Source organism: Echinicola sediminis (assembly GCF_054777495.1).
In genome coordinates this window covers 1-5,837 of the sequence record NZ_BAAHAP010000167.1, presented here as the reverse complement: position 1 = coordinate 5,837, position 5,837 = coordinate 1, and the positions used below count along the sequence as shown (strand labels likewise).

The 5,837-nt window shown below is 42.7% G+C and carries 3 protein-coding genes; 1 reads left to right on the top strand and 2 read right to left on the bottom strand.

The features are described 5' to 3' along the window. On the bottom strand, positions 1 to 1,460 hold a 1,460-nt coding region (locus tag ACYVAA_RS22020; RefSeq protein ID WP_460546053.1), incomplete at its 3' end, for a peptidase domain-containing ABC transporter. Between the two features lie 28 nt (positions 1,461 to 1,488). Continuing rightward, positions 1,489 to 2,637, bottom strand: a complete 1,149-nt coding sequence (locus ACYVAA_RS22015; RefSeq protein ID WP_460546051.1) for an HlyD family secretion protein — start codon at positions 2,635 to 2,637, stop codon at positions 1,489 to 1,491. Between the two features lie 1,412 nt (positions 2,638 to 4,049). Here ACYVAA_RS22015 and ACYVAA_RS22010 point away from each other — a divergent pair. Then, positions 4,050 to 5,492 carry a sulfatase gene (locus tag ACYVAA_RS22010; RefSeq protein ID WP_460546049.1) on the top strand — a complete coding sequence of 481 codons (1,443 nt, stop codon included), beginning with the start codon at positions 4,050 to 4,052 and terminating at the stop codon, positions 5,490 to 5,492. The last annotated feature ends 345 nt before the right edge of the window (positions 5,493 to 5,837 follow it).

Genomic DNA, 5,837 nt, shown 5'->3' with positions numbered 1-5,837 from the left:
GTTCCATACCGAAAGTGAACATTGGAAAACACAATGTCCCCCATATGTTCTCTACTGAAATGAAAGGTATCTTCGGATTCTTCTACTACCAAGTCCATGATCTCGAACAATCTGTCTGCGGCGATAAATGCATTCTGAACAATTTTGTTCATTCCTATCAATGAAGATATTGGACCTGTCAAATAGCCTGTAAGGGCATAAAAGGACATTAGTTCTCCGGGCGTGAGCTCATTCTTTAACACAAATCCAGCACCAATCCATAATAAAATGATAACAAAAATCTTGTTAATGGCCTCAGAAGAAGTTCCGGAAAACAATCCGTTCATGGAGGATTTGTACACCGAACCCAGAAGATTAATGAACCTTGTCTCTGTTTTAATATTGGCGTGGTTTTCTACGCCAAATCTTTTGATCGTTCCAATGGCTGTGATGGATTCAACAAGTTGAGATTCCAATTCTGCAACATTCTCCATTTGCTTGCGCTCCATCCTCTTATTGAGTCGATTGGTAATCCAATAAATACCAAAATATAATGGAACAGACAGTACCATCATGGCTGCCAGTTTCCAGTAAAAGGTGAACATCAGCCCGAATGAAAAAATCACCACAAAAACATTAACAATCAGCCCAACGGATACTTCGTTGATAAAAGTTCTTATTTTGAAAGCATCATTGATTCGGGAAATGATTTCCCCCACCCGCATGGTATCAAAAAACCGCTGTGGGAGTGTCAACAAATGCTTATAATAACCTAAGATCAACCTTGCGTCTATCTTTTGGCCTGTTTTGACGATAAACTTTGATTTCATTACGCCAATGAACAACTGAAAACCCAACAAGACCAACATCGTAATGGACATGAGATTTAGTAAGTTGGTGTTCTTTCCCACAAAAACGTGATCTACTATTTTCTGAATATAAATGGAGGTAGAAAGGCCAAGTAGCGTATAAACTACCGCTCCTAAAAATGCCTGGAGCATGACCGAACGATGGGGACTTATCAAAAACCAAAATCTTCTAAAGGTGCTGGTTTTATCATTTATCTCTCGGAATTCCTCATTTCTCATCAGTAGAATAAGCACACCAGTCCAAATTTCCATAAAATCTTTATGGGTATATTTTTGTGTTTTACCAAATGCTGGGTCCATTACTTCTACGTGCTTATCAGTCACTTTGTAAATCACCACATAATGATGAAGGATTTTGTTGATTACCACATGGGCAATGCTTGGCTTGGGTATATCGTGCAAGGCACTAAAGTCTGCTCTTACTCCCTTTGCTGAAAACCCCATTTTAGAGGCAGCTTCGATCAAACCCAATACATTGGTTCCTTTGCGGTCCGTTGAGGCCAGTTGACGAATCTTAGAAATGGGAATATTCACATTATAGAAAGCTCCAACCGAAGCCAAACAAGCCGCCCCGCAATCGGTTATATCTCGCTGCTTTATATTGATCTTCATATAAAAAAGATTTAATTGCTTCTACTAATTAGTTCACCGCAGGATTCATCCAGTCGTCTGCCTTATCATATAACAAATCAAAAAGTGACCTCCTTGTAACCGTATACCTTGCATTAAAAGTCATCCCCTTTTTCAAAGAACCTATTCTACCATTGCTCAGTGATAGCGCTTTTTGGTCTATTTCGCATATCACCAAAAAACCAGCAGAGCCATCTGGCAATATTGAAATATCTTTTCCAACCTCTTTTACTCTTCCAGAAGCCAATCCCCACTGATTATAATCATAAGTCTCCACTTGAAACAAAACTTCTTGCCCCTTTTGGATAAAACCAATGTCTGATGGTATTACGTAAGTATAGGCCCGTAACTCCCCTTCAGGGGATATTTCAGCCAATCTCTGGTTAGGAAATACATAATCACCGGGCTTTATGTTCTCAACGTATGAAAGGACTCCAGCCTCATTGGCCCGAATCTGAAGCTGTTCCTTTTTCTTGTCTAATAACTCAAGTTCGCCCTTTAATTTTAACCTTTCCTCCTTTAGCTTATAAAGCTCTTGATTCCAAATCGCCTGTTGTTTTTTATTGACTAGATCCAACTCTTTTTGTGCCTGCAGATAATTGATTTGTATTTCGTCAAATTCTGCAAATGCAATGACCTTTTCTTCGTAAAGCACCTGAGCCCTGTCAAAATCCCTGGTCTTCTTTTGCAAAAAAGAATTAAGCCTTTCAACGGTGGCCTGGAACTGTAAGTAGTTTGCTTGATATAGTTGTGATTTTAGTGGAGGAATACCAGTGTCCCCGCCAACTAATAAACTGAGATCATCGATTTGGTTATTTATTTCGTTCAGCCGTTCCACTAAACCCTTTGCTTCAATCTCCATCGTTTCAGCACCAATGACGGCTAAAATCTCTCCCTTTCTTACCTCTCTATTCTCGGTCAAGGAAGTCCAGGCGACCTTGCCAGAAGCTGGTGAAAGCACCTTATTTCGAGCGATACTCGTTTGAAAGGAGCCACCAGATTGAACAGACACATCTACATATATCCATGGTAAAGAACACAGTGATGTTATAAGAAGCATCAGGATTGCAAGATAAACTGCCTTGGAATGTACGGAAATCTTGGATTGATAAACCTCTGTGGTTTGATGCACCACCGATGAAGGAAAAATAGCATTCATAATAAAAAAGATTTTGAGTGCCACACTGAATACTGTGGCATCTTGGTGAAACAATAATAGTTAACAGCATTCATAGTGCGCCTAGAATACACTCTCCAGAGCATACTGAACTTCAGCTAAAATTGAAGTGCCCAAAAATTACATAGTTACTTTCATACTCAACTATGTGGCCGACCATCAAACTTATAGGTAAAATTTACTATAATAATTCAATTATTCAAAAAAACATGATAATGTTTTTGGCTCCAATTTACGCTATCAGAACTGTCATCAAACTTGTATTGGCACTAGGATGCTTCCGTTTCCGATAACAGCGCATCATTTTTTTTACCACGAAGTACACTAAAATTTCACAATCGGCACCAAAAACAATAGATTCCTCTGAGACCTCAGCGCCCTCTGTGGTTCAAAAGTTTAACCACGGAGTACACCGAGTTCGCTGAGGTTCTACAAAAAAACTTTGCTCCCTCTGTGCCTCCTTTGTGCACTTTGTGGTTAATAAACTTTCCTGCCTGAGGCTTTTTTTACCACGGAGGACACAGTGGTTTTACAAAGGGCACAAAAAAATACTTTCTCTGAGTCCTCAGTGCCCTCTGTGGTTTAAAAGTTTAACCACGGAGTACACCGAGTTCGCCGAGGTTCTACAAAATAACTTTGCTCCCTCTGTGCCTCCTTTGCGAACTTTGTGGTTAATAAACTTTCCTGCCTGAGGCTTTTTTTTTACCACGGAGGACACTAAGGTCTCACAAAGGGCACTAAAAAATACTTTCTCAGTGTCCTCAGCGCCCTCTGTGGTTTACAAGATTAACCACGGAGGACACGGAGTTCGCTGAGGTTCTACAAAAAAACTTTGCTCCCTCTGTGCCTCCTTTGTGCACTTTGTGGTTAATAAACTTTCCTGCCTAAGGCTTTTTTTACCACGGAGGACACAATGGTTTCACAAAGACACTAAAAACAATAATTTTCTCCGTGTCCTCTGAGCCCTCTGTGGTTTAAAAGTTTAACCACGGAGTACACCGAGTTCGCGGAGATTCTACAAAAAAACTTTGCTCCCTCTGTGCCTCCTTTGTGCACTTTGTGGTTAATAAACTTTCCTGCCTGAGGCTTTTTTTACCACGGAGGACACCGAGGTTTTACAAAGGGCACTAAAAACAATAATTTTCTCAGTGTCCTCTGAGTCCTCTGTGGTTTACAAGTTTAACCACGGAGTACACCGAGTTCGCGGAGATTCTACAAAAAAACTTTGCTCCCTCTGTGCCTCCTTTGCGAACTTTGTGGTTAATTAGCTCAATTTCTTTTACCACTGATGAGCTCTAATATATGATTTAATCATTGTAGAATTCATGATTAGATTGTATTATGGCTTCACAAATAGCCCTGGCATTCCTTTTTACAGTTTGCTTTCCAAAAAAATGATAAGATTAACCTTCTTTTTACCACTGCTGTTGGTAGGGCTGGCTTTTGTTTCCTGTAAGCAGGAAGAGCAAAAACAACCTAATATTGTATTTGTTTTAGTGGATGATCTGGGCTGGGCAGACCTGGGCTGTTTTGGCAGTGATTTTTATGAAACCCCCAATATTGATGCCTTGGCCAAAGAGGGGATGCGCTTTACGGATGCCTATGCAGCCTCTCCTGTCTGCTCTCCGACCAGGGCTTCCATCCTTACGGGGAAATATCCAAGTACCTTGAACATCACCGATTGGATCCCGGGAGATGATCCCCAAAACCGCCCTTTACTGGGGCCCAAAGACCTGGATGAATTGCCCCTGGAAGAGGTGACCATCGCCGAAATGCTAAAGTCCCAAGGGTATAGAACCTTCTTTGCCGGTAAATGGCATTTGGGGGATAAAGGGTTCTTTCCAGAGCACCAAGGCTTTGATGTCAATATAGGAGGAAACCATAAAGGCAGCCCGCCAAGCTACTATTCACCTTACAAGAATCCCCAACTTCCGGATGGCCCTGAAGGGGAATATTTGAGCGACCGACTGGTGGATGAATCCATCAAATTTTTGGAGTCGGCCAAGGAGGAGCCCTTTCTGCTTTACCTGTCCTTCTATAATGTGCATACCCCGATTCAGGCCAATAAGAAATACTTTGACCATTTTAAGGACAAAGCGGCCAAGCTAGAGGATATTGCTGAGGTCGGGTTTCGGGAAGAGCAGGATGGACTGACCAAACTGAGACAGGATAATCCGGCCTATGCCTCCATGGTCGCTGCAATGGATGAAAATGTAGGGCGGCTGATGGATCAACTGGAAAGCATGGGCTTGGCAGAAAATACGGTAGTGATTTTCACTTCGGACAATGGCGGCTTATCCACCCTTCAAAGTACCTATAATTGGGAAGCCCCAACTTCCAATGAGCCCCTGCGGGCGGGAAAAGGCTGGTGTTATGAAGGAGGCATCCGGGTACCGTTGATCATCAAGGGACCGGGGATTGCAGCCAATTCAACCAGCCATGAACCGGTGATCAGCATAGACTTTTTTGATACCATTGCTGAACTGGTCGGCATCGATGAGGATAAGGTGACTGAAAATGATGGCCAATCTTTGGTTCCCTTGCTCCATCAAAGAGGGACATGGAAAAGGGAGTCTATTTTTTGGCATTATCCGCATTACCATGGAAGCGCCTGGGAGCCTGGGGCAGCAGTCAGAAAGGGAAACTTTGTCTATATCGAAACTTATGAAGACCAGCGGGCTGAGCTTTTCGATTTGGGAAGTGATTTGAAACAGTCAAAAAACCTACTCCATGAGTTGCCGGACAAGGCCAGGGAACTCAAGGCAGATTTGGAAAACCATCAAAAGCAAACAGGAGCCAAGCTTCCCCAGCCCAATGCATTGATGGATACGAAATAGGAGTTTTAAAATAAAAACCTCAGTCCGATTTAAAAAAAACGTCACTCCGAGGCTTGGGGCGGGATTGAGAGGAGAAAGCCGTGGGAGTCTCCCTGTCAGGGGATTGTCTGCCCTCCCTACCGGCAAGGCAGGCGGGCCACACCCTTTCCCCCACACTTACCCAAACGCAAAAGGGCTACCATTGAAGGGGGGCAACTTGCGGAGGAGTTCCCTTTCGTTGCTGAGCCTGTGGTCACTGAGCTTGTCGAAGTGAGCATCCTGTCATTTAGATCCTCTCAAAAACTAATGGTTGTCTATCCACTTTAACTCAGATAGATTCAAAAGAACAAACCATCCCCATTGTCT